We start from the raw sequence: 26,436 nt of genomic DNA, 5'->3' as shown, positions 1-26,436 counted from the left end.
TTCCTTTTACGTGTTCAGGACAGAATGTGGTCGGCCGGTTTCAGCGCCCGGGTCAAGCGGTGATAGCTGAAACTGAAGCCGGGAAACATCGCGATCACATGACCGCTCTTGCTTTGATACCAACTGTGGCAGCCGCCGGACTTCCAGACCGTGCGCTCCATTTCCCGATGAATCATCTCAGTGTAGGTACGTTCCGCTTCACGGCGCACTTCGATGCTGCGCAGACCCTTCGCCTGCACGGTGCGAATGCAGTCGAGGATGTAGTTCATCTGCGATTCGATGATGAACAGCGCCGAGGTGTGGCCGATGCCGGTGTTGGGGCCGGTGACGATAAACAGGTTGGGAAAGTCCGGCAGGCTGGTGCCCAGGTAGGCGCGTGGGTATTGCGCCCAGACCTCTCTGAGTTGCACGGCGTTTTTTCCGCTGACCGGGTAGGAAATCACCCCGTCGGTGGCGTCGTAACCGGTCGACCAGACGATCAGATCAACATCGATGTGCTGACCGTCCTCGGTATTGATCCCGGTTTCGTCGATGGACGCAATGCCTTGCTCGCGGGTATGCAAGGTGACGTTGGCGCGACTCAGCGCCGGGTAATAGGTGCTGGACACCAGCACCCGTTTGCAGCCGATGGTGAAGTCCGGGGTGAGTTTTTCTTGCAGCGCCGGGTCTGGCACCTGACGTTTGAGAAAGCGCAGGGCGTGCTGCTGAACCATGTGAATCGCCGCTTTCGAGTATTTGAACGCGATGACGCGGGTTTCGAATTGCCAGTAAATCAGCCAGCGCAACAGTTTGTAGGCGGGTTTGCGGCCGAGCAGCCAGCGTTGCAGCGGTCCGAACTGGCGATCGGCGCGGGGCAGCACCCAATGGGGCGTGCGCTGAAACACGTGCAGGTGATCGACTTGCGGCGCAATCGCCGGAATCACTTGCACCGCACTGGCGCCGCTGCCGACGATGGCCACGCGTTTAGCGCGGTAGTCGTAGCTGTGATCCCAGTTGTTCGTATGAAAAGTCTTGCCTTGAAAGCGATCCTGACCGGGAAAATGTGGGATGACCGGTTGGCTCAGTGGCCCGGTGGCATTGATCAGGAACTGCGTATAAAAGGTGCCTTTGCTGGCGGTGTGCACAGCCCAGCGTTTTTCCGTGTCGTCCCATTCGACGCGCTCGACGTTGGCCTCCAGCTCCACGCGCTCACGCAAACCGAACTGCTCGATGACATGCTCGGTGTAGCGCTGCAGTTCGGCCTGTCCGGCGAACATCTGCGACCAGCGGTACGGCGCGAACGACAGCGAATACAGCGGCGACGGCACGTCCACCGCCGCGCCGGGGTAGGTGTTCTGGCACCAGGTGCCGCCAAAGAAGTCCCGTCGCTCCAGCAGGCGAAAATCGTCGATTCCGGCCTTGAGCAGGTTGACCGCAGCACATTGACCGCCAAAACCGCTGCCGATGATCAACACGTGATAGGTGTGCATGGGTCTCCTTCTTATAGTTTTTTTTCCATTTTGCTCCTTTCATGTATAGCCAAATATTTGCCCTGTGTGCGGTCCTGATGTCGCGCTATTCAGCCCGCTGGCCGGTGATGGCTATTTAACGTCGCCCTGTTAGACTTCCAGCACATCCGTCCTGCGGTGTGCGTGATCGAGGTCCTTATGGGAAATACCGGAGGAAAGGGACTTTCATTGGCCAGGAGGCTTTATACGTCGCGCATCCTCGGGTTGATTCTGGGGCTCGTGTGCGTGAGCGTGTCGATGTACTCGCTCGATCCGCCGCTGTGGGTCTGGGCACTGATGTTCTTCAATGGCCTGATCTGGCCGCATCTGGCGTTTCAATGGGCGCGCCGCGCCCGGGTTCCTTACCACGCTGAACACCGCAATCTGTTGATCGACGCCTTTTTCGGCGGCTTTTGGCTTGCCGCCATGCATTTCAATCCGCTACCCACTGCCACGACCATTTCGATGATGGCGATGAACAACGTCGCAATCGGTGGTTCACGTTTTCTATTGGCAGGCTCAGCGGCGCAGTTGCTCGGGGTTGGCGTCGGGCTGGTGGTGTTTGCTCCGGCATTCATTCCGCAAACTACGCCTGCACAAATGTACGCCTGTTTCCCGTTACTGCTGCTGTACCCCTTGGCGCTGGGCTGGATCTGCTTTCGTCAGGCTTACACGCTTGGCTTGCATAAACGCGAATTGCTCGCCCTGAGCCGCACCGACAGCCTGACCGGCCTGCTCAATCATGGCGCCTGGAAGGATCAACTGGAGATCGCTTTTCAGCGCTGCAAGCGGCAGAAGCAGGGTGCGGCGATTGCGTTGATCGACATCGATCACTTCAAGGCGATCAACGACACCTACGGCCATGTTGCGGGCGACATCGTGTTGCGCCAGTTAAGCAAATTGCTCAAGCAGAACCTGCGGGCGACGGACGTTGCCGGGCGTTATGGCGGTGATGAGTTCTGCGTGATTTTGCCGGATCTGCCGCTGTTCAACGCCGCGCAGGCCATGGAGGCATTGCGCGAGCGTTTTGCGATTCTGGGTTATGAGCAGAATCCGGCGTTGAAGGTCAGCTTGAGTATCGGCCTGGCGGCGTACGATCCGGCGCACACCGACGCAACACGCTGGCTCAATGATGCCGATCAGGCGTTGTACGAGGCCAAGGCCAGCGGGCGTAACCGGGTGATCTGCAATTGCGATGACAAGTCCCGGCAGACGTTGCTGGATTCGGTTTGATCCCTGACCACAATCCCCTGTAGGAGTGAGCCTGCTCGCGATAGCATTGTGTCAGTCACCATCAATGTCACTGACAGAGTGCTATCGCGAGCAGGCTCACTCCTACAAATTTGTTCGGTGTCGATCTGGAGGAGGTCGCATTCGGTGTAGAGCCTCGCGCCGATGTCGGGTACGGTTAAATCCCTCCGACGCGAAACAAGGATCGCTTCATGACGTTCTCATTTTCTCGCTCCCTGCTGGCCGCCAGCCTCGGCCTGTCTCTCGCTTTCTCCGCTGCCCACGCCTTCGCCGAACCGCACAAACAAGTGCTCGCCGATGCCGAGCAATATCAACCAGAAGCCCTGAAACTGCTGGAACGGCTGGTCAATATCGACTCCGGTTCAGGTTACGAGCCAGGCCTCAAGCAAGTCAGCGACATCGCCATCGATGAGTTGAAAAAACTCGGCGCCACCATCGAACTGGTGCCGAACACACCGGAAAAATCCAACCATGTTCTGGCCACGTTCAAAGGCACCGGCAAGGCGAAAATCCTCCTGATGGCGCACATGGACACGGTGTTCAAGGAAGGTTCGGCGGCCGAGCGGCCGTTCCACATCAAGGACGGCCGCGCCTACGGGCCGGGGGTGATGGATGACAAGGGCGGCATCGTTGCCGGGATCTACGCGCTGAAAGTCCTGAAAAACCTCGACTTCAAGGACTACGCGCAAATCACCTTCCTGCTCGACGCCAGCGAAGAAACCGGCTCGGACGTCGCCACCGACCTGATCAAGAAAACCGCCAAACAGCACGACGTGACCCTCAACCTTGAGCCGGGCCGCCCGGCCGATGGCCTGGTGGTGTGGCGCAAGGGCAGCGCGACGGCGCTGGTCGAGGTCAAGGGTAAAGCCGCACACGCCGGCGTCGCCCCGGAACTGGGGCGCAACGCCGCGATGGAAGCGGCGCACCAGATTCTGCAGTTGGGCAAACTCGGCGATGAGGCGAAGAAGACCACCGTCAACTTCACCGTGCTCAAGGCCGGCGACCGCACCAACGTGATTCCCGATCAAGCCACCGCCAAGGCCGACGTGCGCGCGGCGGTGCCGGAGGAGTTCGACCGGATCGAGAAGGACTTGGCGCGGGTGTCGCAGGACAAATTGATTCCCGAGACTGAGGTCAAGACTTCTTTGCAGCGCGGCTTGCCCCCGATGCCGCAAACGCCTGAGTCGGATCGCCTGATGGCGATGGCTCAAGGGATTTATGGCGAGATTGGCCGCAAGTTGACCGAGGAGGGCAGTGGCGGTGCGGCGGATGCCAGTCTGTCCGCCGGGGTTGGAACGCCGACGCTGGATGGCTTCGGGATTGTTGGCGGCAATATCCACACGCCGGAGGAATACGCCGAAGTGGCGAGCGTGGCGCCGCGGATTTATCTGTTGTCGCGGATGATTATGGAGTTGGCCAAGCCGCGGTGAGGTAGTGATCGTTCCGACGCTCTGCGTGGGAATGCCTCAACGGACGCTCCGCGTTCGGCTTTGTGTGGGACGCAGAGCGTCCCGGACTGCATTCCAACGCGGAGCGTGGGAACGATCATTCAGCCGCGGTGAGGTGGTTTGCGGTGTGATGAGGTCGGCGGGGTGCCAGATAAATCGGCCCCTCACCCTAACCCTCTCCCAGAGGGAGAGGGGACTGATCGCGTTGTTTCTGGTCCATGTGGCAACCGGCAGATCAAGTTGAATGCAAATTCGCATTCAACGCGGTCTCTCACGTCGGCGTAGCTCCCGAGCATCCCCCAATCAGTTCCCTCTCCCTCCGGGAGAGGGCTAGGGTGAGGGGCTTTTGTGGGAAAAGTGGAAGGCGCGGGCGGCGTACAACTTTCCAAGACGTTTCCTACAACGTACCCTGTTGCCGCATTTCGGTATCGACCCCTATAGTTCGGGCTCGCGGAAAAACACCGCGAACGACCTTGGCCGGTCGATACAGAGACGTACAGTCTGCCCAACATATTCAGTCAATGTTTGTCTGTGATGTTGTGTTATGGCGGCTGTGCGTGGGACACCTTCGGGTGTGCCGGTTCCTGTATCCGGTCGGCCAACCCGCGTACGGCTGCCACCTTCCTCGTTTGGCCGCGACTGGTGGTAGCTCTCTCAATACAGGAGTTATACCAATGTGTGATCAAGTAATGCCCCGCTTCCTCCCCATCGACACCTACGACGCCGAATCCCCGGTGCTCTTCCTCAATACCCATTCAGAACTCAGCGACATGGCCGCCTGTGCGATGCACCGGTTCGTGGTTGTGCGCGATCTGGCCGACACCTTCGCCAGTCTCAACCTCAAGGGTATTTCCGATTGTGATCTGACGCGGGTGACCAGCGCGGTGCATCTGTTGATGCGCGAGGGCTGTGCGATTCTGAATGTGATTCAGGCGCGGGCGGTGCAGCGGGAAGAGGCTTACAAGACGCCGGTTTAGCGGTGTAGCGGCTGTTGCTATCGCGAGCAGGCTCACTCCTACAATTGATCAGTGTTGAACACAAATACTGTGTGCACTGAAGATCTACTGTAGGAGTGAGCCTGCTCGCGATGGCGTCAGCCCGGTCAACCCATCACTCCTTGACGCTCATGTATTCCTTGGCCCAGAGAATGTATTCCTCCGGCTGGGTATAGGTGTGCGTCAACTCGGTCGCGCTCAGGTCGGAGGCCTGGGTGAAGATCTGCCGCTGTTCACGCAAGCTGTCATACGTCGCTTTGATCGCCGCAAAGTAAGCGCCATGCCCATCGATGGTCACGCGTACACCGAGTTCGGCCAGACGTTTGTCGTCGCGCAGCGCCGGGTTGCCGTAGGTCACCAGCATCAACGGTACGGTCAGGTGTTCGGCGATTTGCTCGAGCTGATCGAAATCCTGAATCCCGACCATGCAGATGCCGTCAGCCCCGGCCGCCTGGTACTGGCGAGTGCGGCTGATGATTTCCTGGTTCGGCAAAATGCCGGCATTGGTACGGGCGATGATCGCCATTTCCGTATCAACCCGGGCTTCAAGCGCCGCGCGGATCTTGCCGACGCCTTCGGCAACGGTGATCAAATCGGTGGATTTGCGGCCGAATTGTGCCGGCAGCAAGGTGTCTTCGATGGTCAGGGCGGCGACGCCGGCGCGTTCCAGTTCGACGATGGTGCGCATCACGTTAAGGGCGTTGCCGTAGCCGTGGTCGGCGTCGGCGATCACCGGCAATTGGGCGACGCGGCCGATGCGGGTGGCCTGTTCGGCGAACTCGCTGAGGGTGATCAGGGCAAAGTCCGGGGCACCCAACACCTGCAACGAGGCCACGGAGCCGCCGAGAATCCCCACTTCAAAACCCAGGTCAGCGGCAATGCGTGCGGACATCGGATCGAACACTGAAGCCGTGTGATAGCAGGTGTCGGAGGCCAGCAGTTGACGGAAGTTACGGCGCAAATCTTGATGGGAAAGCCTGGTCATACGAGTTCCACCAATACAAAGGAATGGAAAGGCTTGAACAAAGGTGTCAACGCCGAAGAATGAAAAGGCTATCACGCGAATGGGTCAATGATCATGACGAATTTGCAAGGGACAGGTTGTCGCGGACCCTTTTGCTGAAAGGATTTACCTTTTTGCGGTGGTGACCGTCAGGCCGCCACCGCCTGTTGCTGTTGATTGGGCAGCATTACCGCGCGTACCGAATTGCCCGGTTGCAGTTGCAGGCGCTTGGCGGTGAGGCGGTCGATCACCAGGCTGCTGCCGACCCGACGGGCGCGAGCGACGGTGATGCGGCAGTTCTCCAGACGGCGGTTGTGAATCAGCCACAGCGGCGCCTGTTCGTCGGGGCTGCCGAGGCTCAGGGCCAGCTCGACGCTCTCGCGCACGGTGCGGATATTGCGCACTGGCGCTTCGATCACCGGGCCGCCATCGAAGATGTCGATGTAGCCTTTGTGGGTGAAACCTTCGGCCTGGAGGATTTTCAGCGCCGGCTCGGTATTCGGGTGCGCCTGGCCGATCGCCGCCTGGGCCTGTTCGGTGAGCAGGCAGGTGTACAGCGGCTGGCGCGGCATCAGTTCGGCGATGAACGATTTGTTGCCCAGCCCGGACAAGTGATCGGCATGGCTGAAGTCCATTTGAAAGAAGTGCCGACCCAGACTGTCCCAGAACGGCGAACAACCGTGTTCATCGGCACTGCCGCGCAGTTCGGCAATCATCTTCTCGCCGAACAGGTGCGGGAACTCGGCAACGAACAGCAATCGCCCCAGTGACAACAAGCGGCCATTGCTGCCGTGGCGCTGGTCGTGGCCGAGAAACAGCGAGCACAGCTCCGATTGGCCGGTGAGTTCGTTGTTGAGAAACAGTGTCGGGATCTGCCGTTGAATGCCCAGATCCGGCGCCGAACTCACCGTCAATCCGACCCGATAGTTGTACCACGGCTCACGCAGGCCGACCGCCCCGGCCAGAGCGCTGACGCCGACCACGCGCATGTCGTCGTCTTCGAGCACAAACAGATAGTCTGCGTCGGCTCGTTCCACTTGTTCGGCGAACGCCCGTTGCGCCCAACGGACCCGGTGGGACAGGCGATCTTCGTTGGCCGGCAGGGTGGTGAACCCCGGGCCGGCCTGTTGCACCAGCGCCATCAAGGCTGGCAGGTCGCTCACTTTGACCGGGCGGACAATCATGCTGTAACTCCTTCTGCGCGCCTGTTCGGGCACTGTCGTTGGCTGCGCAACCGCACGGGTTTCACAGGGCAATCAGCCGGATCGGGCTGCCATCGGTCACGTTCAGCGCCGCACACATTGCAGGGGTGAGGGACAGCTGTTGATCGGTCTGGTAATCGAGTTCGGCCATGATCGACCGGAAGCCGTGCAGCGCGTCGTTGCTCAGCAGATAACGACCGCGGGCATCTATTTGGGGTTTTTGCTGCACCGTTGCCGTCTGGCTGCGGGCGATCGAACGAATGTTGCTGGTGCGCGCATACAGGGTCGGGCCAGCGTCGAACAAGTCGATGTAGCTGTTGGTTTCGAAGCCTTCACGCTCGAGGATGTCGAACGCTTCCTGGCCATCCGGGTGGATGCGCCCGATGCAGTCCTGCGCGGCTTGCGGCAGCATCGGCACGTAGATCGGATATTGCGGCATCAGTTCGGCGAGAAACGTGCGGCTCTGCAGCCCGCACAGGCGTTCAGCTTCCGCGTAGGGCAGGTCGAAAAAGTGTTTGCCCAGCGCATCCCAGAACGGCGAATGGCCTTGCTCGTCGCTGTAGCCGACGATTTCGGTGATCACCGCCTCGGCAAAGCGCGGCGCATGGGCGGCGATGAACAACAGGCGCGCCCGTGACAGCAACTCGGAAAACGGCGTGCGCACCAGATTGGCGTCGATGTGAAAACCGCGCAGCAGCGTGTGATCGTTGAGATCGTGGCACAGCGACAGCGCCGGCACGCCGTGTTCAATGTTCAGCTCGCGGGAAGCACTGGTGAAATGGCGATTGCGCAGGCTGTAGAACGGCTCGTCGAAGCCTGCCGTCGCCAGAATCTCCGAGCAGCCGACCAGACGCTGGTCGTCCAGGTCTTCCAGCACAAAGAAGTAATTCTCCGGGCCGTGGGCCGCCGCTGCGCTAGCGAACGATGCACACGACGCGGCGATTTTTGCGCGCAGGCGCTCGCTGTCGTCCGGCAGGGAGGTCACGCCCACCAGACTGTCGCGGGCCAATTGTTGTAGCTGGGGCAGGTCAGTCTGTTCGACTGGGCGTAAGACCAGCATGGATGTACTCCTGTATCAAAAGGTTCGGCGATGTCGCCAAACCTGACTATCACTGTCGGTGTCCACGCGATAAATCGGCGGTCGCCTGATTTGTTGTCAGACGCCGCTCTTTTTCTTGTCAGCCGTTGCTCGGGTCAGGCAGCGCAGTACTGGCGCCGAGTTTATTCAGGAAGAACAGGTACACCAGGCCCAGGGCAATCCAGATCAGGCCGAGCTTCTGCGCATCGACGCCCATGTTGTACATGATGGCCGCGACGATGATGAAGCCGATCACCGGGCAGATCAGGTGACGCACCACCTGACCGGACTTCTGCCGACGCCAGTAGTAGTTGATCACTGTCAGGTGCAGCAGCATGAAACCGCTGAGTGCGCCGAAGTTGACCAGCGAGGTCAGGGTGTCGACCGAGTTGATGAACAGGTAGCAGATCACCAGCGACAGCACCGCCACCAGATAAATGCTCAGGTACGGCGTGTTGTGTTTCGGGTGCACCTTGGCCAGCACTTTCGGCAACTTGCCGTCGCGAGCCATGCCGAACAGCAGGCGCGAGACTGCGGCTTGCGAAGTTATCGCCACGGCTACGCCCCAGGCCAATGCCGTGGCGACAGCGGTCAGGGTCGCCAGCCAGCTGCCGGCGGCGATTTCGGCGATTTCATAGAATGCGGTGTCGGCGGATTTGAAACCCATGCCGGCCGCCAGATCGGTGGCGATCCAGGTTTGCGCGACGAAAATCACGCCCATTACTACTAGAGTGATCAGCGCCGCTTTGCCGACGCTTTTGCCCGGATCGCCCTTGATTTCTTCAGCGAGGGTGGAGATCGCATCGAAGCCAAGGAACGACAGCACGGCAATCGACACCGCTTGCATCAGCAGGGCGAAGTTGAAGGTTTGCGGGTGATACAGCGGCGCCAGGGTCAGCTCGCCGTTACCGCCACCGTTGTGCAGGGCATTCCAGGCGTAGAACAGGAAGATCCCCAGCACCACCAGTTGCGCGAGCAGGAAGATGATGTTCATCCGTGCGGTGAAGGTGATGCCGCGCAGGTTGACGAAGGTCGCGCTGACCAGAAACGCCAGAATAAAGCCGACTTTCGGAATGTCCGGGTACAAATGGTTGAGCGCCATCGCCGCGTAGACATAGAGCAGCGGCGGGATCAGCAGGTAATCGAGCAGCATCAGCCAGCCGGCGATGAAGCCGACGTGTTGATTGAGGCCACGCTGCGCGTAGGAGTAGACCGAACCGGCAATCGGAAAAGCCTTGGCCATGCTGCCGTAACTCAGCGCGGTGAACAGCATCGCCACCATGCCGATGATGTACGCCAGCGGCACCATCCCCGGTGCCTCGGCGTTGACGTAGCCATACACACCGAACGGGGCGATGGGGATCATGAAGATCATCCCGTATACCACCAGGTCGGTCAGCGTCAGGCTACGTTTCAACTCTTGCTTGTAGCCGAATTCTTCAATTTCCATGAAGCGCAACTCCTTGTCAGCCAGTCGGTCGTTTTAGTTGTTATCGATCCATCGTTTACAGCGTCAGCAGTCTTTCATTCATTACAGCAAAGGCGCGAGGTATCCGGCCCAGCGCGATACGGCTTCGGGGCTGCGCAGCAAATCGTTGCGCACCTCGATCAGCACCGAGTCGAGGCCACGGGCATCGCCGTGCACCGGCACGGTCATGTCGCCCAGCGGATCGATCTTGTAGGGCTGATTGCCGGCCACTTTCAGCGGGAGTTCGCCGAGGCCGTCGAGCAGGCGTTGCGCGTAGGCCTTGGCCTGACCGAACAGCACGCCGGCCTCCAGCGGTCGCGGCTGGCCGTAATACACCGGGGTGAAACTGTGAATCCCCACTACACGCACCGCTTGGCGCTGAGCAACACGTTCGTCGATCAACGTTTGCAAGCGCGAGTGAAACGGTTTGAACAAGGTCTGGCGGCGGTACTCGCGGGTGGCTTCGTCCAGCTCGCGATTACCAGGCACCTGATAGATTTCGCTCTGCGCCGGAATGCTGTCCGGGGCGTGGCGTGGCCGGTTCAGATCGATCAGCAGGCGCGAATAATTGGCGCTCAACAGGGTTGCGCCGAGCCTTTCCGATAACTGTTCGGCGAGTTGCAGCGCACCAATGTCCCAGGCGATGTGTTCAGCGGCGGCGGCCTCGTCCAGGCCCAGGTTGTTCAGGGCCTCGGGGATGTAGCGGCTGGCGTGCTCGCACACCAGAATCACCGGGTGCGTCGAGTCGGCGCGGCTCAGGTTGTAGGCCGGTCGGGTGTACAACCCTAGCTCGGCGGATTCAGTACAGGCGTGCATAGTGCTCACACAAGTCAGTGGGCGAGAGCTGTTCCGTCAGCGCCAGTTCCTCGGTTTTCAGGGCGTAGTAAGTGTCGAGCAGCGGCTTGGGTAGCCATTCGGTGAAGGCGCCACTGTTGCGCAGGCAATCCAGCGCCTGGGCCAGCGAGGTGGGCAGGGCGATGATGCCCCGGGCCTTGCGTTGCTCGTCGTTGAGTGAATCGGGAATTTCGTTGGTGATGGCGTTCAGCGCCAGACGCTGTTCGATGCCCAGACGTCCGGCGATCAGCAGCGCGGCCATGGCCAGATGCGGCGAGGCGGTGGCGTCCATGGCGCGGAACTCAAGGTTGAACTGCTGGGCCACGGATTTGCCGCCGAGGCTCACGGTCGGGCAGATGCGCAGCGCCGCTTCGCGGTTCTGTTGGCCCAGACAGGCGTAGGACGCGCTCCAGTGATGCGGTTGCAAGCGCTCGTACGACACCGGCGTCGGCGCGGTGAACGCGCACAGGGCTGGCAAGTAATGCAGGATCCCCGCCGCCCAATGCTGGCCGAGACTCGACAGACCGTTGCTGGTGCCGGCGTCGTAAAGCATCGGCTGGCCGGCCAGATCGAGCAGGCTGACGTGTAGATGCACGCCGTTGCACACTGCATCCGCCGCAGTTTTCGGCGCGAAGCTCAGATCCAGGCCCATTTGCCGGGCGATCTCGCGGGTAATCTCGCGCACGTTGACGGCACGATCGGCCGCCGCCACGCCGAGCGTCGGGCGGCAGGTGATTTCGTATTGATGCTTGCCGTATTCCGGCAGAAACATTTCCGGCTCGACACCGCCGGCGCGCAGGGCGCTGAGCAGCCAGCCGCTAAACTCGGCGCCCTGACGCTGGGCTTCGAGGGAGAACGCCAGATGCTCGGCGAAACCGGCGTGCAGATTGAACTCGTGCTCGAACGCGGCGTTGACCTGCAAGCCCAGTTCATCGCGATAACGCTCGATTTCATCACGCAACAACGTGCGCGGGCAGGCGCCCCACGGGCGGCCATCGGTTTCGCGGATATCGCCGTGGATGAAATCCAGCGCCGGTGCGTCGACGTCCGGGCCGTTGCCGACGGTGACGCGGCTGCCCAGATCCGGAATCAACCGCAGATCGCCATAGGCGCCCCACGGATTGGTCGAAGCAATGATGTCCTGCGGCGTCAACGCGCTGTTGGCCGGCACCCAGCCGCAGCCGGCGGCTTGATAGTGCTCCAGCTCATCAGTGGGAAACGAGCGGCCACGGGTGATACCGATCAGGTCGGTGGTCACCAGCGTAGTCATCGGCAGCGGTGTCAGGCGAGCGCTCATGGCTGCATCTCCTGCAGGCGGGCGAGCACGGTGTCGGTGTCGGTGATCCAGCAGTAACCCTTGATCGCATTCAGACAGGCGTGATGGCGTTCGGCGCTGTAGGTGGCGCAGGCGTCTTCGACCAGGGTGACCAGATAACCGCGATCGGCGGCGTCGCGCACGGCCATGTCCACGCACTGGTCGGTGACGATGCCGGCGATGATCAGGTGACGGGTTTCGAGGTTGCGCAGCACGTAATCGATGTTGGTCGAGTTGAACACCCCGGACGAGGTCTTCGGCAGGACGATTTCGTTTTCCACCGGGCTCAGGTCTTCAATGATCCGCGCCTGCACGCTGCCTTTGGGCAGATGCATGTCCGAGAGTTTGTGGTCGAGCGAGCGGTCGCGGCCATCAGCCGTAAGGCTTTCGATAATGGTGTGCAGTACATTCTGCCGCGCTTCGCGAAAGGCACTGAGCAAACGACGTTGGTTGGGCACCACCTGCATGTGTGCACGGGTCAGGAAATACTCGGCGTCAGGCCCGTTGAGGTGCGCGTCGAACTGCGGTTCGAGCCAGGCACGCTGCATGTCCACCAGCAACAGTGCGGTGTGATCGGTGACAAACGGCAAGTCCCGCGGCGAGCGGTGGGGAAGGCTGAACATCCTTATTTATCCTCCAGCAGGTGGGTGTTGAAGTCATTGCGCAGGGCATCGATGCCTTCCAGGCGATCGGCGAGGTTTTCGGTGCGCAAGGTCAGGCAGGCGATCAGTGCTTCGACCTGAGCCAGCGCTGGCACCATGGTGTCGAACGGCGAAGCCGATTCCACCGGCGCGCTGATGATCAGATCGGCCAGTTCACGCAGCGGCGAGGCATAGATGTCGGTGAACAACACTACGCGTGCGTTGTTGTTTTTCGCCGCACTGGCGACCCGCAAGGCCTGGGTCTGGTAGCGGCGATAGTCGAACAGCAACACCACATCCTGGCGTTGCAGATCAAACAAGCGATCAGGCAGTTGCGCGTTGTCTTCCAGAGCGAAGCAACCGGGGCGCAGCAGGCGCAGGTGATTGAGCAGGTAAGTGGCCATCAGGCTGCTGAAACGTCCGCCGAAACAGTACACCTGATGCCGCGCGTCGAGCAGCCAGTCGGTGAGAATGCGCACGTCTTCGGGTTGGGTCAGCGATTGGGTTTCGACCAGCAGGCGATGACTGTCGCCCAGATAGTGGCTCCAGGCGTCGTCCCTGTGTTGATGGGCGCGCGGTTGCAGCAGCGTGCGCGGCGAGCGCAGGCGGTGGTCCATGTCACTGAGCAGGGCATCCTGGAATTCGGCGTAACCACCGAAGCCGAGTTTTTTCACCAGCCGCACGATGGTCGGATCGCTGACGCCGGCATGTTCGGCCAGACGCGCCATCGGCCCCAGACCGTTGCGGGGATACTGATCAAGCAAGGCGCGAACGACTTTGCGCTCCGACGGCGTAAGATCCAGGCCGGGATCGGTGATCAGGTCTCTAAGAGGGGGCATCCGGGCTCCTGCTGGATGAGGGGTGTTGAATTCGCTTCATAATCCGTCAAAACAGTATTTATGTAACTGACGTTACATGTCTAGTGAATTTTTCAGCGCGTTGAAAAGGCCCCGAGATGGGGCGAGACGCCTGTATAACAAGGGCCACACGGACTTCGACGGAGCTTGTAGTCCATCGCCCACGATAGTGTCAGGGATTGCCGTATTTTTGCTTTTGTCCGCACTTGCCGGGGCGATGCAACAACCCTGCAGCCCTTGGTTTACGGCACAATTGCCGACAGAACGGCTTTGCGCCGCTGTTTTTCATGAAGGCCCACCGGAGCGATCCCTGTGCAGACCACTCGTTTGACATTGATTTGCCATGCGCGAACCGTCGCACAGAAATTGGCGTGTTTTCCTACGAATGAACCTGTTGAAAATAGCCAGTTGGCATCGGGCGAATTGGCCGAGCGTTTCGACGCCGCGCGACGCTTGATTTGCGCGCCGGAGTTGCGCACGCGCCAGACAGCAGCATGGTTTGGCGCAGACGCGCAGATAGATGAGGCGCTGCGCGATTGTGACTGGGGACGCTGGCATGGCCAGTCGATCAAAGCCCTGCAAGCCTCGGAAGATGCCGCGCTGCAGGCCTGGGTGAATGATCCCCACGCCACTCCGCATGACGGTGAGTCAGTGGCGCAGTTGTGCGAACGCGTGGCGATTTGGTTGGCTAGCCTGCAAGGCACGTCGGGACATGTTGTGGCGGTGACGCATCCGTTTGTCATCCGCGCCGCGCTGATCCACGTGCTGCGCGGTTCGGCGTTGCATGACATCGATGTCGAACCGTTGTCGCTGCTCGAACTGCGCTTCACCGGGCGCTGGCGCCTGTGTCTTAAAGGAGCTTTGTGATGAAACAACTGCTGGTGATCGGCATCGGTGCCGGCAATCCCGACTACATCACGATGCAGGCGGTGAAGGCGTTGAATCGGGTCGACGTGTTCTTTCTGATGGATAAAGGCCAGAGCAAGGACAAGCTGATCGACCTGCGCCGCGAGATTTGTGAGCGCTACATCGACAACCCTGACTATCGCTTTGTCGAGGCCCACAGTCCGGAGCGCGAACGCGGCGATGTCGACTATGCCGCCAGTGTCGATGAGCTGAACCGCGCCAAGCAGCAGACCTTCGAACGCCTGATCAATGACCAATTGTCTGACGGTCAGTGCGGCGGTTTCCTGGTGTGGGGCGACCCGGCGTTGTACGACAGCACCGTGCGCATCCTCCAGGCGATCCTGGACTCGGGCACGTGTGCCTTCGAGTTTGAGGTGATCCCCGGGATCACCAGCGTTCAGGCGTTGGCGGCGCAGCACAAGGTGCCGTTGAACACCATCGGTCGTTCCATCGAAATCACCACCGGGCGGCGTTTGGCGGCAGGGCAGGTGAGTGATACGGACAGTCTGGTGGTGATGCTCGATGCTGAAGATTCGTATCAGCGGGTCGCCGATCAGGAGACCGAGATTTACTGGGGCGCCTACTTGGGCACGCCGGACGAGATTCTGATCAGTGGCAGGCTGGCGGATGTCGCGGATGAGATCGAGCGGGTGCGCAAGAAGGCGCGGGCGGAGCATGGGTGGATCATGGATACGTACCTGCTGCGCAAGCCTTAGATTGTTGGTGCTTGGACTGGCCCCATCGCGAGCAGGCTCACTCCTACAATTGAATGGGTGCACAATTCCAATGTAGGAGTGAGCCTGCTCGCGATAGGGCCGGAACATTCAAAGCACATTTCGAACAGGCAAAAAAACACCCGGTGCAACGCAAGTCGCACCGGGTTTTTGTTGCCAGCAAGCGGCGGATGTCGTGGATCCGCCATTCACTGTTGAACTCTGGTTATGCGCGTTCCAGCGCCAGCGCCACGCCTTGGCCGCCGCCGATGCACAGGGTCGCCAGACCCTTTTTCGCATCACGCTTGATCATTTCGTGCAGCAGGGTCACCAGCACGCGGCAACCCGATGCACCGATCGGATGGCCCAACGCGATGGCGCCGCCGTTGACGTTGACCTTGTCCAGATCCCATTGCAGATCCTTGGCCACCGCCAGCGATTGCGCAGCGAAGGCTTCGTTGGCTTCGATCAGGTCAAGTTGACCGAGGTTCCAGCCAGCCTTGTCGAGGCAGCGGCGAGTCGCCGAAACCGGGCCGATGCCCATGATTGCAGGATCAACACCTGCGTTGGCGTAGGCAGCGATTTTCGCCAGAACCGGCAGACCGAGCGCTTTGGCTTTCTCGGCGCTCATCAAGATGACCGCAGCGGCGCCGTCATTCAGCGACGAAGCGTTGCCGGCCGTGACGCTGCCGTCCTTTTTAAATGCCGGGCGCAGTTTCGCCAGGGATTCGGCAGTGGTGTCGCCACGCGGCTGTTCATCAACCTTGAAGGCCACCGGATCGCCTTTGCGCTGCGGGATCAGGATCGGCGTGATCTCATCGACAAAGCGACCGGCCTCAATCGCGGCGGCGGCTTTCTGCTGCGAGGCTGCGGCGAAGGCGTCCTGCTGTTCGCGGCTGATCTCGTATTTGTCGACGAGGTTCTCGGCAGTGATGCCCATGTGGTAATCGTTGAACGCATCCCACAGGCCATCGCTGATCATGGTGTCGACGATTTGCGCGTGGCCCATACGCAGACCGGTGCGTGCGCCCGGCATGACGTAGTTGGACAGGCTCATGTTTTCCTGACCGCCGGCGATGATCACGTCAGCGTCGCCGCAACGGATCGCTTGCGCACCCAGATGCAGGGCTTTGAGGCCCGAACCGCAAACCTTGTTCAGGGTCATTGCTGGCACGGCGTGGGGCAAGCCGGCCTTGATCGCGGCCTGACGCGCCGGGTTCTGGCCGGCGCCGGCAGTCAGCACCTGGCCCATGATCACTTCATCGACCTGCGCACCGTCCAGACCGGTTTGTTCGAGCAACTGGCGGATGACCGCCGCGCCCAGATCAACGGCGGACACGCTGGCCAGGGAGCCCTGGAAACTGCCGATCGCGGTGCGCGTGGCGGCAACAATTACGACGTCTTGCATTTTCGAATTCCTCACTGGGCAGCGAACTGCATTTCCGGTACGTGATCCGGGACGATCAGTTTACCAGCGGTTTTGGCGACGATTTCCTCGACGCTGACGCCAGGTGCGCGTTCCTTGAGGACAAAAGCGCCATTTTCGATTTCCAGGTAGGCGAGGTCGGTCAGCACACGCTTGATGCAACCGGCGCCGGTCAGCGGCAGGCTGCACTTGGATAGCAGTTTCGACTCACCATCCTTGGACGCGTGGGTCATGATCACGATGATATTGTCGGCGCCGGCCACCAGATCCATCGCACCGCCCATGCCCTTGACCAGTTTGCCGGGGATCATCCACGAGGCGATGTTGCCTTCGACGTCCACTTCGAACGCGCCGAGCACGGTCAGGTCGACATGACCGCCACGGATCATCGCGAACGATTCGGCGGAGTTGAAGATCGACGCGCCGATGCGTGCGGTCACGGTCTGTTTGCCAGCGTTGATCATGTCGGCATCGATGGTTTCTTCGGTCGGAAACGGACCCATGCCGAGCAGGCCGTTTTCCGACTGCAGCATGACTTCCATGCCTTCGGGAATGTAGTTGGCGACCAGGGTCGGAATGCCGATGCCGAGGTTCACATAAAAGCCGTCCTGCATTTCGCGGGCGACGCGCTGAGCCATTTGTTCGCGGGTAAGTGCCATGGTTTTATTCTCCGTCAGCCTGAATTATTTGCGGATGGTGCGCTGTTCGATGCGTTTTTCGAACGTGCCGCAAATGACCCGATCGACGTAGATGCCCGGGGTGTGGATCTGCGAGGGGTCGAGTTCGCCGGGTTCGACGATTTCTTCGACTTCAACCACGGTGATCTTGCCGGCGGTAGCCGCCAGCGGGTTGAAGTTCTGCGCGGTGTGACGGTAGATGACGTTGCCGAAGTGGTCGGCTTTCCAGCCTTTGACAATGGCGAAGTCGCCGGTGATGGATTCTTCCATCAGGTACTTACGACCTTTGAATTCGCGTACTTCCTTGCCTTCGGCGACCGGGGTGCCGACGCCGGTGGCGGTGAAGAAGGCCGGAATGCCGGCGCCGCCTGCGCGCATCTTCTCGGCGAGGGTGCCTTGCGGGGTCAGGATGACTTCGATGTCGCCTTTGAGCAGTTGTTCTTCGAACAGCTTGTTTTCGCCGACGTAGGAGGCGATGACTTTGCTGATCTGACGATCGGTGAGCAGCACACCGAGGCCGAAACCGTCGACGCCGCAGTTGTTGGAAACGACGGTGAGGTCGCGGGTGCCTTTGCGTTTGATCTCGGCGATCAGGTTTTCCGGAATGCCGCACAGACCGAAGCCGCCGGCGATAACGGTCATGCCGTCCTCAAGCCCGGCCAGGGCTTCCTCGTAGGAACTCACGCGCTTGTCGAAACCTGCCATATGCACCTCTTTTATTATTTGCGGGCGGCTGGCTAGCCGAATGGTTGGAGTGTCTCGCTGGAGGATATATTTGTTAAGTTGATTTTTAAGGTTGATTGATTGATAAAGCTCAACAAATGCATCTGCCCCCTGTAGGAGCTGCCGAAGGCTGCGATCTTTTGATCTGATAAAACCAAGATCAAAAGATCGCAGCCTCCGGCAGCTCCTACCTGACCGAGTTTCATGTTCAGAGGTTTGAGTATGACCATCAAACAGATCCGCGCCTTCCTCGCCGTGGCACAGAGCCTGAGCTTCGCCGTGGCCTGCGAGCGTCTGCACCTGTCGCAATCGGCGTTGAGCCTGACCATCAAAGCGCTGGAAGAGGGCCTGGGCGGGCGCCTGTTCAGCCGTAACACACGCAATGTCGCGTTGACTGCGGAAGGTGAATCCTTGCTGCCGCTGGCGCGGCGGCTGATCGCCGACTGGGATAACGCCGAAGACGAAATGCGCCAACGCTTCAGCTTGCAGCGCGGGCGGGTGACGCTGGCGGCGATGCCGTCGTTTGCCGGTAACTTGCTGCCGCCGATCCTCAAGACGTTTCGCGCGCGCTATCCGAACGTCAACGTCACGGTCAATGACGTGATCAACGAGCAAGTGCTGGAAATGGTCCGTGACCGTCAGGTGGAACTGGGCGTGGCGTTCGAGCCGATGCAAAACACTTCGATGACGTTTACGCCGTTGTACGTGGATCGCTTCGTCGCGGTGGTATCGAAGGATTCGCCGCTGGCGCAGTGCGACGAGATCGATTGGCAGACGTTATTGCAGGAGCCGTTCATCACCTTGCAGCGGCCTTCGACGGTGCGAGTGATGCTCGAAGAGCACCTGCAGGCGCGAGGCATGAAGTTGCCGGTGGAATTTGAAAGCCATCAATTGGCCACGGTCGGGCGGATGGTCGCCAGCGGTCTGGGCGTCAGTGCCGTGCCGGCGTTGTGCGCCGAGCAGATGCAGGAGCTCGGCGCCCACTGCCTGACCCTGGATGACTCGGTGCAGCGGGCCATCGGCGTGCTGACTGAGCCGGGCAATGAACTGTCGGCGGCGGCCCAGGCGTTGTTCGATATTCTCCAGCAAGAGAACCTGAGCCAACGCCTGTCTCCTTGATTGTCCCAATCCCTGTAGGAGTGAGCCTGCTCGCGATAGCGGAGTATCAGTCAGAGTTGCTGTGGCTGACAGAACGCTATCGCGAGCAGGCTCACTCCTACAGGGGATCCGTGTATTCAGTAGGTGAGGCGTTGTGTCAGCAGGGGCAACAGCTGTTCACACGACGCTTCAATCTTCAAATCCAGCAAGTCATCCGCGCGGGTCTTGCCCAGGTTGATCGCGATCAGCGGCTTACCGCGATCGGCTATCACCCGGCACAGGCGAAACGCGGAATATGCCATCAACGACGAACCCACCACCAACATCCCCGCTGCACTCTCTGCCGCCGCCATCGCCCTTACCGCCGTGGGCTGCGCGACGTTCTCGCCGAAAAACACCACGTCCGGTTTCATCCGCTCGCCAGCGCAATGCGGGCAGCGCGGCACCTGAAAGCGCGCTTCGAAAGCCGGGTCGAGCAGGGTGTCGCCATCCGGCGCCTGCACTGCATCGACCCCGGCCAGATACGGGTTGTGCATTTCCATTAATTGTTGAATCGAATCGCGCTCACTGCGCTGGCCGCAGTCCAGGCAGAGGACGCGATGCAGGCTGCCGTGCAGTTCGATCACATCGTGACTGCCGGCTTGATCGTGCAGGGTATCGACGTTCTGGGTGATCAAACCGTGGATCAGCCCATGGCGCTGCAAACTGGCCAACGCTTGGTGCGCTGCATTTGGCTGCGCCTGACGCACCCTCGGCCAACCCAGCATGGCCCGCGCCCAATAGCGGCGGCGCGACTCGGGAGCGGCGAGGAACTCCTGGTACATCATCGGCTGCCGGCCACGGCGCACACCGTCGCTGTCGCGGTAATCCGGAATGCCCGACGGCGTACTGATGCCGGCTCCGGTCAGGACGAGGAAGTCGCCATCGGCCATCACCTCTTGCAAGGTATCGAGGTGTTCGCGGGTCGGGCTGTCGAGCATGGTCAGCGCTCCGAAATGGGCAGTGCCAGCAGGTTAGCACGCGACCCGCGCGGGTTACTTGCGCGCCTCCAGAATCAGGTTGAACGGCGTTTGCGTGGCCCGGCGGAACTGCTTGAAACCGGCCTCGGTAAACACCTTGCGCAAACGCATTTCCCCGGCCTGCGCGCCCAGGCCGAGGCCGACTTCCTGCGACAGCGAGTTGGGTGTGCAGATAAACGTCGAGGCCGCATAGAACAGCCGCCCGACCGGGTTGATGTTGTCGTCCAGCGTGTCGTTGGCGAACGGCTCGACCAGCAACACCGTGCCATCGTCTTTCAGCGAGTCATAGGCGTGACGGGCGGCACCGACCGGATCGCCCATGTCGTGCAGGCAGTCGAAATAGCAGATCAGGTCGTAGTCGTCGCCGGGGTAGCTTTTCGCCGAATCCTGAAAGAACTTCGCCCGGCTGCTGACGCCACCTTCCTCGGCGCGCTGGGTGGCGACGGTGATCGAGGGCGCGTGATAGTCATAGCCGACGAAACGCGAGTTGGGAAACGCCTGGGCCATGATCACGGTCGAGGCGCCATGACCGCAGCCGATGTCGGCGACTTTCGCGCCTTGCTCAAGCTTGGCTACCACGCCGTCCAGCGACGGCAGCCATTCGGCGATCAGGTGGCCCTTGTAGCCGGGCCGGAAGAACCGCTCGGTGCCGGTGAACATGCACGGGTGGTGATCGCCCCAGGGCAGGGCACCGTTGCCGCGCATGGCTTTGACCAGTTTGTCCTTGTCGTGGAAAAACGATGCCACCACCCCGAGGCCACCAGCGACATACACCGGGGAATCTTCAACGGCCAGGGCCAGTGCCTGTTCTTCGGGTAAACGGAACTGACCGTCGTGGTGCTCCATGTAGCCGGACGCCGCATGAGCGCTGAGCCATTCGCGCACCAGACGCGGGTTGCAGGTGGTTTTGGCAGCGAGGGCATCGGCACTGATCGGCTGACTGTCGGCCATTGCCCGGTACAGCCCGAGCTCTTCGCCGACGATGACATTGGCCAGCATCGCCGCGCCGCCCATGTCGTTGACCAGTTTGCCCATGAATTGGTTGAGCTTCGCCTCATCCATCATGTGTGCTCCTGAAACAGGATCACGGTCCGGCGGCGTCGAGGGTCGAGGCGTGCGCCACCGGGCGGTGGTCACGGAGTTGGGCAGGGCACGGCTGACGTCCTGCGTCCCCCTCGACTGGGTAATAAAGGAGTCTAGCCCCGGTCCGGGCGTGTCGCTGGATTTGTGAGCAACGAAAACCTGTGGGAGCGAGCAGGCTCGCTCCCACAATATTGATCGTCAGAGAATCTGTATCACTGTGTATCGCCGTGATGGTGGGACACACAGGGCTGCAAATGCCCGGTCATCTGCACACAACCGCAATACATCCGGCGGCTCAAATGTGGCAAACCCACTGCTGAGGTACATCCCATGCATACGCCGCCCTCATCAATGCCACCCAGTGTTGGCTTCGGCCTGCGCCGTGGTCTGCTGAAAGACCTGCAGGCTGCCCGTAGCGGCGCCTTCGACTTTCTCGAAATCGCCCCGGAAAACTGGATCGGAGTCGGCGGCGCGCACGGTGCGGCGTTACGTGAACTGGCCGAGCGCTATCCGTTGTCCTGTCACGGCTTGTCGCTGTCGCTGGGCGGGTCGGCGCCGCTGGACGTCAGATTCTTGCAGGAGGTCCGGGTGTTTCTCGACCGTTACAACGTGCCGCTGTACAGCGAGCACCTGAGTTACTGCAGCGATGACGGGCATCTGTATGACTTGCTACCGTTACCGTTCACCGAAGAAGCGGTGCAGCACGTTGCCGCGCGGATCCGTCAGGCTCAGGACATTCTCGGCCGGCGCCTGGCCGTGGAAAACGTCTCCTACTATGCCGCCCCGCGCCAGGACATGGACGAGGTGAGCTTCACCAATGCCGTGTTGCGCGAGGCCGATTGTGACCTGCTGCTGGACGTCAACAATGTCTATGTCAACGCGATCAATCACGGCTTCGATCCGCAAACCTTTCTCGCCGGTATCGAGCCGGACCGGGTGGTCGGGATGCATGTGGCGGGGCATTTCGATGAGTCCGACACGCTGAAAATCGACACCCATGGTGCCTCAGTCAAACCGGTCGTGTGGTCTCTGCTGGCGGAGGCTTATAGGCGGTTTGGCGCGCAGCCAACGCTGCTTGAGCGGGACTTCAATTTCCCGGCATTTTCCGAACTGGTCGCCGAGTTGCAGACCATTCGCCATTTGCAAGCCGGAGGTCGCCCTCGTGGATAACCTGATACTGCAACAACAGGCGCTGACCCGGTATTTGCGCGATCCCGAACATCAATCGCCACCGGCCGACATGAACGTGGCGCGGGTCAACGTTTATCGCGATCTGGTGTTCAACAACGTTTCGCAATTGTTGAGCGGCACGTTTCCGGTGTTGATCCGAATCATCGGGGAACAACGCTGGGGCCTGCTGGTACGAGGCTTTTTGCGCGAGTGGCGGGCGCAGACCCCAAAGTTTGGAGAGATTGCCGAAACGTTTCTCGACTATCTCGCTTCGCCACCGCAGGTGTTGCGCGAGGGCGAGTGGCCGGCGTTTCTGCTCGAGCTGGCGCATTACGAATGGGTCGAGATGGCCTTGCAGCAGTCCGATGCTCAGGCGCTGCCGCCAAGCGATCCGGCGCTGTTGCTGGAGCGTCCGCTGCAGATCTCGGCACTGGCCTGGCCATTGGCGTATGTGTGGCCGGTGCATGCACTTGATCCGAACCATCAGCCCGCCACGCCGCCGGCGCATCCGACCCTGTTGCTGGTGCGGCGCACGGCAGACTGGAATGTGCAGTTTTCCGAGCTGAGCCCGCTGGCCTGGCGCCTGTTACAGCGCATTGAAGCGTTTCCTGACCTTGATGGCCGCCAGCAATTGCAAGATCTGGCAGTAGAAGCAGGGGTGGCCGACACCGAAACGTTCATGGACAGCGGATCGGCGTTGTTGCGGCAGTTTCACCAGGAGGGCGTGCTCGCCAGCGTCCTTTAAGTCATGCGGCAGGCAGCCACGACGGCGGGCAGGGATGCAGACGATAGAAGTCGCGCAGGTGCGCCACATCGCGTGCGAATCCTGCGTTCAGCCATTGGCGATATTGCGCCTGCGCCGCTGTTTGCAAGGCCGGTTGGCGCAGACCATCCGCTACGGCTTGCGCGGCTTGCATACCGCTCATCAACGCTTTGAGCACGCCGTGGGAGGACGCCGGGTCGAGCCGGTTGGCGGCATCGCCCACCAGAAAATAGCCGGCACCGGTGACGGCCGGGGTGATGTGCCAGGTTACATCGGCGCCGCGTATCCGCCCTACGGCTGGCAATGCTTGCAGGGCCTCGGGAAGCTTCGTCGAGCGCCTGTTGTTCTCGAACGTCAGGTGCGTCCAGTGCAGCAACTGCGGCTCGACCTGGGCGATCCAGGTCCATCCGTCAGGATCGGCCAGCAAGTGCGCGGTTGTTGCATAGGTTGCGCTGTGACCTTGCAAGTAGCCGTAACGCGCCACCAGCGGCGGTGAACAGTGGCGAACCGGCAGACCGAGTTGGCGAGCGAGCCAGTCGCAAGCGCCACTGGCATCGATCAGGCAGGTCGCGTAAAGGCGTGCGCTGTCGGTCTCCACACCGATCACCTGATTGGCCTGAGTCAGCACTCGCCGTGCCCGGCAGGGCTGACTGATCTCCACCCCTAACGTGGCCGCTTGCGCCAGTAACGTCGCATCCAGTTGCGCCCGCTCCAGATGAAAGCCCTGCCAGGCGCCGCGATCATCGGCGCCAAAGGCATTGAAGCGCGGCACACCGTTCCAGTGCACCCAGTGGCCGTCAAAGCGCCGGGCTCCGCGGCCACACAGCTGCTCGGCGACTCCCAGTTGTCGGAGCAGCGGTTCGATGCCCGGATGCAGGCTTTCGCCGGGGCGAAACCGGGGGAACGCCTGCCGTTCGATCAAGGCCACGCGCAACCCGTGACGGGCGCAACTGATAGCCGTTGCGCAGCCCGCAGGGCCGGCGCCGACGACCACAACATCAAAATGTTTCATGGGCGACCCGCCATGGCAGGGTGTCGCGTTTGATCAGGATTGCATCGGCGCTGAGCAGCAAGATCACCAGCTCTTCGACTTCGACGTGGCGCAACCTGAAATCACTTGCAGGGATCTGCACGGCACCGCGCTTGTACAGCAAAAAGCGCTGCACCCAGCCGTCGAGGAGCTGCCCGGCTTGCCCCTGCGCGCTGTCCAGTTCCGCGTTCGGCCGCTGCACGTCAACGAACGACAACAGTGGCCAGGCATTGCGCAGGGGTTTATCGCTGGCGGCGCCGAGCGCCCGGTACACGCGATACATCGAACGCACGCGCTGCTGATAGACGGTTTGCGCAGTGTGGCCGGTCGTGCTCAGGGAGAACTGGCCATCGAGGGCCACCTGTGTGTAATCGGCATGGGCGTACGCGTGGTACTGGACGATCAGCCGATCGTCTTGAGTGATCAGTTGCGGGCCGCGCTGATTATCCCAGGCCACGCCGCCCATGCCGATTTCCTCATCGGTCAGGGGAATGATGCTGTGCAGCGTCGAGCGCGGCTCAAAGACCCGTGCCGAATCCGGTGCCACGCCGGGCCAGAAAGAACCTAGCGCCGCGCAGATCTTCGCATCCTCGGGAAACGGGCTGGCCATCTGATAACCGGCGAGGACGTTGATCCACTCGTCGTCTGCCGTGCGCTGGCGAACCCAGCCGACCTCCCAGCCAGGCCCGAACACCCCGGCGGCGCCGTCGGGCAGCGAGGTCGGCCGCGATGACGGTGGTAGCGGGGCAGTGGATTGCACCGTGTCGGTTTGATCGGCGAGGGCAACGATGGCGCTCACCCCTCGGTCAGTCGGGGTGAACAGTTGATCCTGCAGATCGAGGTTGGCGCAGTAGCGTACGTTGGAGAGCGCTTCAAGTCGGGCGTGCCAGAGACCGGCACTTGGTAACGCCGGTTCGTCGCTGACCCAGTGCAACAGCTTGCGTTGACTGCATAACGGATAGAAGTCCGGGGGGCCGATCAGCGAATAGGCTGCGACGAACGGCAAATGGTTTTCCAGCATCGGGCAGCGTGGCAACACCCAGCCATCGGCAGTGCCGTCCTGATAATGCAAGGCGCGATAACCGCCCTGACGTACCAACGCCTCGACACCTTCATGCTCGTTCAGGTCTTCGATGCTGCCATCCGCTTCGACCCGATGACGTCCGTGCACCATGCCGCCGGTATTGGCCGGCAGCACAAAGGACAAGGGCTGCCCCTGATATTCGACGGGCGCCACCAGCCGGGCTCTGGCTTCAGGCACCAGCAGACCGGGGCCGAGATCTACAGTCGAGGCCCAATGCGCAAGATTTTCCGTGACGACGAAGGGTGGCTGGCTGATCTGCGGTTCCTGCCAACCGGTACCGCTGTGGCGCAAATGGACATGCCGCAGTTTTTCGTTGATCTGGTGGTTGCCCAGCGTCACCGTCAGGTTCAGACCCTCCAGGCACTGCGAACCATTGAACAGCTTGTGCACGGGCACCCAGAAATCCAGTCCGGGGTCGAGGTCCACCTGAAAATCCATCGGCCCGAAGCGCTCGGCATCGCCCTTGAGTTGCACGGCAATGTAGGCGCTGTAGCGCACTGGCATCACCCGGATGCCGTGCGGGTCATCGTCGACGAAGGGCAGGAAACTGCGCAGCGTTGCGTCATAGCACGGGGGGGCGGTGCCGACGCGGGCGATACCGGTACGCGAGAAGCACAGGTCGGCATGCCGGCCATGCACGGTGTCGGCGGCGCAGCGATATTCACTGGCAAACGCGACCACCGCCAACGGCGCGCCCCGGGCTTTGTGGCGCAGGCTGTCGAGCGTGGGCGGACTGACGCTGTAGACATAGTCGAGCACGGTCTCGATCTCGGCGGCTGTGGGAAACAGCTGTAATGTCTGGCCGTTTTCATCGCTGAGCACGTTTGGCGAGGCCAGCGCGTGATACAGCAGGCTGTGCGCCGGTGCGCCTGCCTCGATCGCCCGGCTGCCGGTCGTTGCGAAATCGGTAAATCCGGGTATTGACCGGTCGATTTTCAGGGGCTTGTGCAGTTCCGCCGCCAGCGGTTCAGCCAGCAAGTCCAGGCCGTGGGCGAGCATCAGCGAATGCCAGCCGCCGGGCGCCAGGCGCGTACACAGGTGGGTAACGGATTCGAGCAGAGTCATGTTGCGCCTCGACAGATTGGGCCAATTGTCATGGAACCGTAGCCCGGCGCTGACTTGCTACTGTCAGATCTGACAGTGGCGACCAATGGTGAACAGTGCG

At 61.1% G+C, this 26,436-nt stretch carries 24 protein-coding genes; 8 read left to right on the top strand and 16 right to left on the bottom strand.

The window, feature by feature from the left end; translation table 11 throughout:
- Nucleotides 1-14: 14 nt before the first annotated feature.
- Nucleotides 15-1,469, bottom strand: coding sequence for a flavin-containing monooxygenase (locus H8F23_RS13110; protein ID WP_194934643.1), 1,455 nt, complete (start codon nucleotides 1,467-1,469; stop codon nucleotides 15-17).
- Nucleotides 1,470-1,646: 177 nt separating this feature from the next.
- Between H8F23_RS13110 and H8F23_RS13105 the strand changes: the two genes are divergently transcribed.
- From H8F23_RS13105 to H8F23_RS13095, 3 genes are all read left to right on the top strand, one after another.
- Nucleotides 1,647-2,720, top strand: a complete 1,074-nt coding sequence (locus tag H8F23_RS13105) for a diguanylate cyclase (RefSeq protein WP_194934642.1) — start codon at nucleotides 1,647-1,649, stop codon at nucleotides 2,718-2,720.
- Nucleotides 2,721-2,929: 209 nt separating this feature from the next.
- The gene (locus H8F23_RS13100; RefSeq protein WP_194934641.1) at nucleotides 2,930-4,168 is read left to right on the top strand and encodes a M20/M25/M40 family metallo-hydrolase; all 1,239 of its coding nucleotides are present in this window, start codon (nucleotides 2,930-2,932) and stop codon (nucleotides 4,166-4,168) included.
- Between the two features lie 692 nt (nucleotides 4,169-4,860).
- On the top strand, nucleotides 4,861-5,163 hold the full coding sequence (locus H8F23_RS13095) for a hypothetical protein (RefSeq protein ID WP_038369113.1): 303 nt from the start codon (nucleotides 4,861-4,863) through the stop codon (nucleotides 5,161-5,163).
- A gap of 133 nt (nucleotides 5,164-5,296) precedes the next feature.
- Here the strand turns inward: H8F23_RS13095 and H8F23_RS13090 are convergent, their stop codons facing one another.
- From H8F23_RS13090 to H8F23_RS13055, 8 genes are all read right to left on the bottom strand, one after another.
- A complete protein-coding gene (locus H8F23_RS13090) occupies nucleotides 5,297-6,166 on the bottom strand; it encodes an isocitrate lyase/PEP mutase family protein (RefSeq protein ID WP_007919546.1) in 870 nt (289 codons plus the stop codon).
- 167 nt (nucleotides 6,167-6,333) lie between these two features.
- Nucleotides 6,334-7,368, bottom strand: coding sequence for an arginine N-succinyltransferase (gene astA, locus H8F23_RS13085; protein ID WP_095047516.1), 1,035 nt, complete (start codon nucleotides 7,366-7,368; stop codon nucleotides 6,334-6,336).
- Between the two features lie 61 nt (nucleotides 7,369-7,429).
- On the bottom strand, nucleotides 7,430-8,446 hold the full coding sequence (locus tag H8F23_RS13080; RefSeq protein WP_194934640.1) for an arginine N-succinyltransferase: 1,017 nt from the start codon (nucleotides 8,444-8,446) through the stop codon (nucleotides 7,430-7,432).
- A gap of 118 nt (nucleotides 8,447-8,564) precedes the next feature.
- Nucleotides 8,565-9,914 (bottom strand): APC family permease, encoded by a 1,350-nt coding sequence (locus tag H8F23_RS13075; RefSeq protein WP_194934639.1) that lies wholly within the window; start codon nucleotides 9,912-9,914, stop codon nucleotides 8,565-8,567.
- 81 nt (nucleotides 9,915-9,995) lie between these two features.
- A complete protein-coding gene (locus tag H8F23_RS13070) occupies nucleotides 9,996-10,748 on the bottom strand; it encodes an N-formylglutamate amidohydrolase (protein WP_194934638.1) in 753 nt (250 codons plus the stop codon).
- A complete protein-coding gene (locus H8F23_RS13065) occupies nucleotides 10,732-12,063 on the bottom strand; it encodes a glutamine synthetase (protein WP_194934637.1) in 1,332 nt (443 codons plus the stop codon). Before H8F23_RS13065 ends, H8F23_RS13070 begins: the two co-directional genes overlap by 17 nt.
- Complete coding sequence (locus H8F23_RS13060; RefSeq protein WP_194934636.1) at nucleotides 12,060-12,704, bottom strand: isochorismatase family cysteine hydrolase; 645 nt, start codon at nucleotides 12,702-12,704, stop codon at nucleotides 12,060-12,062. The genes H8F23_RS13065 and H8F23_RS13060 overlap by 4 nt, the downstream gene beginning before the upstream one ends.
- A 2-nt stretch (nucleotides 12,705-12,706) precedes the next feature.
- On the bottom strand, nucleotides 12,707-13,561 hold the full coding sequence (locus H8F23_RS13055; RefSeq protein ID WP_093439023.1) for a MurR/RpiR family transcriptional regulator: 855 nt from the start codon (nucleotides 13,559-13,561) through the stop codon (nucleotides 12,707-12,709).
- Nucleotides 13,562-13,891: 330 nt separating this feature from the next.
- Here H8F23_RS13055 and H8F23_RS13050 point away from each other — a divergent pair, with 330 nt between their 5' ends.
- Together H8F23_RS13050 and cobF are read left to right on the top strand one after the other, a co-directional pair.
- Entirely contained in the window at nucleotides 13,892-14,446 is a 555-nt protein-coding gene (locus H8F23_RS13050) for a histidine phosphatase family protein (RefSeq protein WP_194934635.1), read from the top strand.
- Nucleotides 14,446-15,201 carry a precorrin-6A synthase (deacetylating) gene (gene cobF, locus H8F23_RS13045; protein WP_194934634.1) on the top strand — a complete coding sequence of 252 codons (756 nt, stop codon included), beginning with the start codon at nucleotides 14,446-14,448 and terminating at the stop codon, nucleotides 15,199-15,201. The genes H8F23_RS13050 and cobF overlap by 1 nt, the downstream gene beginning before the upstream one ends.
- Before the next feature lie 223 nt (nucleotides 15,202-15,424).
- Here cobF and H8F23_RS13040 read toward each other — a convergent pair whose 3' ends face one another.
- The 3 genes from H8F23_RS13040 to H8F23_RS13030 are packed head-to-tail and all read right to left on the bottom strand — an operon-like array spanning nucleotide 15,425 to nucleotide 18,006.
- Nucleotides 15,425-16,606, bottom strand: a complete 1,182-nt coding sequence (locus tag H8F23_RS13040) for an acetyl-CoA C-acetyltransferase (RefSeq protein ID WP_194934633.1) — start codon at nucleotides 16,604-16,606, stop codon at nucleotides 15,425-15,427.
- A gap of 11 nt (nucleotides 16,607-16,617) precedes the next feature.
- Entirely contained in the window at nucleotides 16,618-17,283 is a 666-nt protein-coding gene (locus tag H8F23_RS13035; protein WP_110720524.1) for a CoA transferase subunit B, read from the bottom strand.
- A 24-nt stretch (nucleotides 17,284-17,307) separates the two neighbouring features.
- Nucleotides 17,308-18,006 (bottom strand): CoA transferase subunit A, encoded by a 699-nt coding sequence (locus tag H8F23_RS13030; protein WP_016983257.1) that lies wholly within the window; start codon nucleotides 18,004-18,006, stop codon nucleotides 17,308-17,310.
- Nucleotides 18,007-18,246: 240 nt separating this feature from the next.
- Here H8F23_RS13030 and H8F23_RS13025 point away from each other — a divergent pair, with 240 nt between their 5' ends.
- On the top strand, nucleotides 18,247-19,143 hold the full coding sequence (locus H8F23_RS13025) for a LysR family transcriptional regulator (RefSeq protein WP_194934632.1): 897 nt from the start codon (nucleotides 18,247-18,249) through the stop codon (nucleotides 19,141-19,143).
- Between the two features lie 116 nt (nucleotides 19,144-19,259).
- On the opposite strand, the gene H8F23_RS13020 is transcribed toward H8F23_RS13025, so the two are convergent.
- Both H8F23_RS13020 and H8F23_RS13015 read right to left on the bottom strand, forming a co-directional pair.
- The gene (locus H8F23_RS13020) at nucleotides 19,260-20,102 is read right to left on the bottom strand and encodes an NAD-dependent protein deacetylase (RefSeq protein ID WP_194934631.1); all 843 of its coding nucleotides are present in this window, start codon (nucleotides 20,100-20,102) and stop codon (nucleotides 19,260-19,262) included.
- A gap of 54 nt (nucleotides 20,103-20,156) precedes the next feature.
- Nucleotides 20,157-21,203 (bottom strand): class I SAM-dependent methyltransferase, encoded by a 1,047-nt coding sequence (locus tag H8F23_RS13015; protein ID WP_194934784.1) that lies wholly within the window; start codon nucleotides 21,201-21,203, stop codon nucleotides 20,157-20,159.
- Nucleotides 21,204-21,554: 351 nt separating this feature from the next.
- Between H8F23_RS13015 and H8F23_RS13010 the strand changes: the two genes are divergently transcribed.
- Entirely contained in the window at nucleotides 21,555-22,394 is an 840-nt protein-coding gene (locus H8F23_RS13010; protein ID WP_194934630.1) for an HvfB family MNIO-type RiPP peptide maturase, read from the top strand.
- On the top strand, nucleotides 22,387-23,139 hold the full coding sequence (locus H8F23_RS13005) for an HvfC family RiPP maturation protein (protein ID WP_194934629.1): 753 nt from the start codon (nucleotides 22,387-22,389) through the stop codon (nucleotides 23,137-23,139). The genes H8F23_RS13010 and H8F23_RS13005 overlap by 8 nt, the downstream gene beginning before the upstream one ends.
- A 1-nt stretch (nucleotide 23,140) precedes the next feature.
- Here H8F23_RS13005 and H8F23_RS13000 read toward each other — a convergent pair whose 3' ends face one another.
- Nucleotides 23,141-24,169, bottom strand: a complete 1,029-nt coding sequence (locus tag H8F23_RS13000; protein WP_194934628.1) for an NAD(P)/FAD-dependent oxidoreductase — start codon at nucleotides 24,167-24,169, stop codon at nucleotides 23,141-23,143.
- A complete protein-coding gene (locus H8F23_RS12995) occupies nucleotides 24,156-26,336 on the bottom strand; it encodes a hypothetical protein (RefSeq protein ID WP_194934627.1) in 2,181 nt (726 codons plus the stop codon). Before H8F23_RS12995 ends, H8F23_RS13000 begins: the two co-directional genes overlap by 14 nt.
- Nucleotides 26,337-26,436 lie beyond the last annotated feature (100 nt).

Source organism: Pseudomonas neuropathica (assembly GCF_015461835.1).
GTDB lineage: Bacteria > Pseudomonadota > Gammaproteobacteria > Pseudomonadales > Pseudomonadaceae > Aquipseudomonas > Aquipseudomonas neuropathica.
The sequence above is the reverse complement of the archived record's forward strand: the minus strand, read 5'-3'. Positions and strand labels throughout refer to the sequence as shown.

What these genes read in the sequence shown, in the direction of transcription:
- H8F23_RS13110 (WP_194934643.1), bottom strand. Translation starts at nt 1,469, where the DNA reads ATGCACACCTATCACGTGTTGATCATCGGCAGCGGTTTTGGCGGTCAA.
- H8F23_RS13105 (WP_194934642.1), top strand. Translation starts at nt 1,647, where the DNA reads ATGGGAAATACCGGAGGAAAGGGACTTTCATTGGCCAGGAGGCTTTAT.
- H8F23_RS13100 (WP_194934641.1), top strand. Translation starts at nt 2,930, where the DNA reads ATGACGTTCTCATTTTCTCGCTCCCTGCTGGCCGCCAGCCTCGGCCTG.
- H8F23_RS13095 (WP_038369113.1), top strand. Translation starts at nt 4,861, where the DNA reads ATGTGTGATCAAGTAATGCCCCGCTTCCTCCCCATCGACACCTACGAC.
- H8F23_RS13090 (WP_007919546.1), bottom strand. Translation starts at nt 6,166, where the DNA reads ATGACCAGGCTTTCCCATCAAGATTTGCGCCGTAACTTCCGTCAACTG.
- astA (WP_095047516.1), bottom strand. Translation starts at nt 7,368, where the DNA reads ATGATTGTCCGCCCGGTCAAAGTGAGCGACCTGCCAGCCTTGATGGCG.
- H8F23_RS13080 (WP_194934640.1), bottom strand. Translation starts at nt 8,446, where the DNA reads ATGCTGGTCTTACGCCCAGTCGAACAGACTGACCTGCCCCAGCTACAA.
- H8F23_RS13075 (WP_194934639.1), bottom strand. Translation starts at nt 9,914, where the DNA reads ATGGAAATTGAAGAATTCGGCTACAAGCAAGAGTTGAAACGTAGCCTG.
- H8F23_RS13070 (WP_194934638.1), bottom strand. Translation starts at nt 10,748, where the DNA reads ATGCACGCCTGTACTGAATCCGCCGAGCTAGGGTTGTACACCCGACCG.
- H8F23_RS13065 (WP_194934637.1), bottom strand. Translation starts at nt 12,063, where the DNA reads ATGAGCGCTCGCCTGACACCGCTGCCGATGACTACGCTGGTGACCACC.
- H8F23_RS13060 (WP_194934636.1), bottom strand. Translation starts at nt 12,704, where the DNA reads ATGTTCAGCCTTCCCCACCGCTCGCCGCGGGACTTGCCGTTTGTCACC.
- H8F23_RS13055 (WP_093439023.1), bottom strand. Translation starts at nt 13,561, where the DNA reads ATGCCCCCTCTTAGAGACCTGATCACCGATCCCGGCCTGGATCTTACG.
- cobF (WP_194934634.1), top strand. Translation starts at nt 14,446, where the DNA reads ATGAAACAACTGCTGGTGATCGGCATCGGTGCCGGCAATCCCGACTAC.
- H8F23_RS13040 (WP_194934633.1), bottom strand. Translation starts at nt 16,606, where the DNA reads ATGCAAGACGTCGTAATTGTTGCCGCCACGCGCACCGCGATCGGCAGT.
- H8F23_RS13035 (WP_110720524.1), bottom strand. Translation starts at nt 17,283, where the DNA reads ATGGCACTTACCCGCGAACAAATGGCTCAGCGCGTCGCCCGCGAAATG.
- H8F23_RS13030 (WP_016983257.1), bottom strand. Translation starts at nt 18,006, where the DNA reads ATGGCAGGTTTCGACAAGCGCGTGAGTTCCTACGAGGAAGCCCTGGCC.
- H8F23_RS13025 (WP_194934632.1), top strand. Translation starts at nt 18,247, where the DNA reads ATGACCATCAAACAGATCCGCGCCTTCCTCGCCGTGGCACAGAGCCTG.
- H8F23_RS13020 (WP_194934631.1), bottom strand. Translation starts at nt 20,102, where the DNA reads ATGCTCGACAGCCCGACCCGCGAACACCTCGATACCTTGCAAGAGGTG.
- H8F23_RS13015 (WP_194934784.1), bottom strand. Translation starts at nt 21,203, where the DNA reads ATGGATGAGGCGAAGCTCAACCAATTCATGGGCAAACTGGTCAACGAC.
- H8F23_RS13010 (WP_194934630.1), top strand. Translation starts at nt 21,555, where the DNA reads ATGCATACGCCGCCCTCATCAATGCCACCCAGTGTTGGCTTCGGCCTG.
- H8F23_RS13000 (WP_194934628.1), bottom strand. Translation starts at nt 24,169, where the DNA reads ATGAAACATTTTGATGTTGTGGTCGTCGGCGCCGGCCCTGCGGGCTGC.
- H8F23_RS12995 (WP_194934627.1), bottom strand. Translation starts at nt 26,336, where the DNA reads ATGACTCTGCTCGAATCCGTTACCCACCTGTGTACGCGCCTGGCGCCC.